This window comes from Mycobacterium sp., from assembly GCF_035697385.1.
Lineage (GTDB): Bacteria > Actinomycetota > Actinomycetes > Mycobacteriales > Mycobacteriaceae > Mycobacterium.
Window position 1 is genome coordinate 1 of sequence record NZ_DASSCY010000337.1, and the last position, 3472, is coordinate 3472.

At 64.8% G+C, this 3472-nt stretch carries 4 protein-coding genes and 1 pseudogene; 4 read left to right on the forward strand and 1 reads right to left on the reverse strand.

Annotated elements, in window-relative coordinates:
- The 3 genes from VFH65_RS28330 to VFH65_RS28340 form a co-directional block, all read left to right on the forward strand.
- Positions 1 to 285 (forward strand): sensor domain-containing protein (locus VFH65_RS28330; protein ID WP_353326303.1); only part of this gene is annotated, 285 nt, incomplete at its 5' end.
- On the forward strand, positions 282 to 434 hold the full coding sequence (locus VFH65_RS28335) for a hypothetical protein (RefSeq protein ID WP_353326305.1): 153 nt from the start codon (positions 282 to 284) through the stop codon (positions 432 to 434). The genes VFH65_RS28330 and VFH65_RS28335, both read left to right, overlap by 4 nt.
- 16 nt (positions 435 to 450) lie before the next feature.
- Positions 451 to 1407 (forward strand): hypothetical protein, encoded by a 957-nt coding sequence (locus VFH65_RS28340; protein ID WP_353326306.1) that lies wholly within the window; start codon positions 451 to 453, stop codon positions 1405 to 1407.
- Positions 1408 to 1417: 10 nt separating this feature from the next.
- Here the strand turns inward: VFH65_RS28340 and VFH65_RS28345 are convergent, their stop codons facing one another.
- A complete protein-coding gene (locus VFH65_RS28345; protein ID WP_353326308.1) occupies positions 1418 to 2848 on the reverse strand; it encodes a S1C family serine protease in 1431 nt (476 codons plus the stop codon).
- Positions 2849 to 3260: 412 nt separating this feature from the next.
- Between VFH65_RS28345 and VFH65_RS28350 the strand changes: the two are divergent.
- Positions 3261 to 3472 (forward strand): annotated as a pseudogene (locus VFH65_RS28350) (anti-sigma factor antagonist); the annotation flags it as partial.

Genomic DNA, 3472 nt, shown 5'->3' on the forward strand with positions numbered 1-3472 from the left:
GTCGACAAACAGTTCGCCGATTGGCAGGCATGCAAATACACCGACGTGACCGTCACGATCGCCGGTTCGGTCTCCGACGGCACGGTCGCGGTCAGCGCCAACACCGACGGCACCAACAACGTCTTCATCTTTCCGCCCGGCGGCGGCGCCGGCCGCCAATGCCAGCACGCCATGACACCCCGTAAGAACGTCGTCGTCGACGTGCGGGTCTGCGCACCAAGTGTGGGCAGCATGGGATGGACGCTGGCGCGCGACATCGGCCAGAAGATCACCGGACAACGATGAGCTTCGACCACTTGCTCCTCATTGCTGGAACCGCCTGCATGCTCGTGGCTTTGGCGGTGGGTTTCGCGTACCTGCTCACACCGCATCTGCGGTTCCGTGGTCAGATCTATGCCCTCGCGATCACCCGCCGCCGGTACCAGGGACGCTGAGAGCAGTCATCTGCACATGACGACCATGACGCGACGACGCTTGGCCTCCACGCTGCTCGTTGTCGTCGCGACCGCGTTCGCGACGGTGGGGTGTGCCAGCGCCCCGGACCGCGCCCATGAGGCCAATGAGCTCGAGGGAGCAATCCGCGTCATGCCCGGCGTCGCGTCGGTGGTCGTGGACTATGAGAACAGTTTCGGACGCGGGTCCACGCTGCATGTCAACGTATCCGTGCCCGACGCAACGGCTGAGCAGATCGCCGCTGTTGCGGACACCATCAACCGGGTCCGTGGCGACAAGTTCGGTGAGTACGACCAGAGCGCCGAGTTTTTCGTGACCGCCTCACCGCCGTCGGTGAGGGTGAAACGCGCCGCCTACCTTGACCCCGGTCAGATCGCCGAGGACGCAGTGCTTCTCAGGCGCTTCGCCGCCGATATCAAGGCGGAGGAGATCTCGTGGTCGCGCGGCAATCAGACCGTGGGGAGCCGCCTGGATATCAATGAGGTCACCACCGCGATCCCGGAGACGTTCGCCGCTATCCGGGCCATCCTCGGCGGCACCACCGCGATGGTCGCCGACATTCGACCGGCCGATCCAGCCGACACACCGCTGTGGCGCGTGACGTTCCCCTTCACGCCGGAGCAGCAGGTCCGCATCGATCAGCAGATCGCCGCCATGCCAGGAAGGGTTGTGGCCATCACTGTGCGGGAGAACGCAGTCATCACCCTACTGAACGTCGCTTTGAAGGATCCGGCGACCGCCTACGACGACCTCAAGGCGGTCATCGCCATCACCGGCGCAGGTCCGACTCGGCCGCTGTGGCTGCGATGGATGCCATCCAGCGAACTACCCAGTGGGCCTTCAGGTTTCGTGATAGTCGGTGGATGCAGCTATCCCGGCCAGACAGGCGACAACCATCCCGGCAACGACATCGAAGAACGGCTTCGCAAGGAATTCGACACCTGTCCGCGCTGACGGCAACTGGCTACCGAGTGCTGTCGATTTCAGGGTTGATGGTCAGCGTGAGGGGCTTGCCGTCACGGATCACCTCGATAGGTGCGTCCCGGCCGGCCTCGAGCTGGCGGACTGCGATGACGAATTCGTCGACACCGGCGATCGTGCGGTCGCCGACCTTGACGACGATATCGTTCGCCAAGATCCCGGCGCGCTCGGCGGGACTGCCCGGGGCCACCTTGGTGACTCGTGCACCGGAAGCGGCTGTGTCACTTTCCGATTGAGCGGTCAAGCCGACGGTCGGATGGGTGATCTTGCCGTCGCGCATCAGCGTCGCGACCACGCGTCGCACCTCGTTGACCGGGATCGCGAAGCCTAGTCCGCTGGCGCTCTCCGACAGCGACTTGCCGGCGGTGTTGATGCCGATCACCTCGGCGTTCATGTTGACCAGCGGACCGCCGGAGTTGCCGTGGTTGATCGAGGCGTCGGTTTGCACCGCGTCGATGACAATGTCGTCGGAGCCGTCACCGGGCAGCCGCACCGCCCGGTTCAGTGCACTGATGATGCCCTGAGTATCCGTGCTGCGCAGGCCCAAGGGGGCACCGGCCGCGATCACCTCGTCGCCGACGCGAAGCTTGTCGGAGTCACCGAGGCGCGCAACGGTCAGATTATCGACGTTGGAGACCTTGAGCACTGCCAGGTCGGTCTCGGGGTCGCGGCCGACCAGATTGGCCGGCCCCTGCTTGCCGTCGTTGAACACCACCGAGATCGTGAACTTGTCCGGAGCGGTTGCGGCGTCGGCGATTACGTGATTATTGGTGACGATATAGCCGCGCTGGTCGACGATCACGCCCGAGCCCTGTGACCCTGCCTCAGAACTGAGCGCTTCAATGGTCACTACCGAATCAGCCACCGCTGCAGCGACTTTCGCGAACCGACCCTCGGGGAGTTCGCCGCTGTCCGTGGTGGACAGCGGCAGCTTGGGAATCGTGAACGCATCGATGACCTCCGCGGTCTTGCGGCCCACCCACCCGCCGACGAGGCCGATCAGCAGTGCAATGACAACCAGAAGCGTCAATGCGGTGCGGGTTAGCTTGCCGCCGAACAGCACGTCCCGCACGCCGAGCTTCTTCGTCGCTACAGGGGGCGATGGTGCAGGAGGCGTCGGCGGCGCCGCAGCCACGGTGTCAGGGTCAAGCACGGGATTCTCCGGCCCCGCGGCCATGTCCCCGTCCCGGTCGTCGCCTGTCGGTGTCCGGCCGAATACATCTGCAAGCACCGCGTCGGGCGCCTGGTCCGTGGGCGTGTACGCGCCCTGATCACGGTTGCGGTCTGGTCCCGCGAAGGCGCCACTGACGCCCTCGGGCCGGCCGAAGGCGCGTTGCGCGGCCGGATCGAGCGGGGCACGCGAGCCGGGGCGCGGCGTCGGATCACCGCCGCTGAACTGATCCTCTTTAGACACGCGTGTATCACTCTTTCCTGAAGCGCTCGACCTTGCGGCCGTATGTCAGCCTCGACTAGGCATCAGCGTACTTGCGTTGCGGCGAGGCAGTGGTGCGCCAGGTAGCAGACGAACGGCGGGCACCGGCGTCCGAAATACCACAAGTCACCGCAACGAATTCCGTCGTCCATCGCTGTAGCGCGAACGGACTCGCACCATCTCGCAGCGTCATAGCCAGAAAACGTCCAGTTGAGGGCGTGTTCGGCAGAGTTTTCCCAACTCGGCCATCGTCTACGCAATCCGTACTAGCCTGAAGTGTGGTTGAGCGCACAGCCCGTCGGACGCGCCTTGAGGCGTCGCCTGATTCCGGGAGTTAAGCGAATCCGTCCGACGTATCCCGATAAGCGCCACAGCGATACGAGGGGGATGCGCGATGGCGGCCGTCGGCACTATCCGGCTCTACCGTCCGGAATCAGCACCAGAAGATGACCTGCAGCGCTGTGGCCGGGCTACCTTCGCCGTGCGCCACCCATCGTCGACCCGGGTAGCCGTCTCTGTGGTGGGTGATATCGACGCCGTCAACGGCCGGGATTTAGGCCGTTACGTTGAGCGCCACACCCGCGTCTCCAAACAACTGGTGCTCGA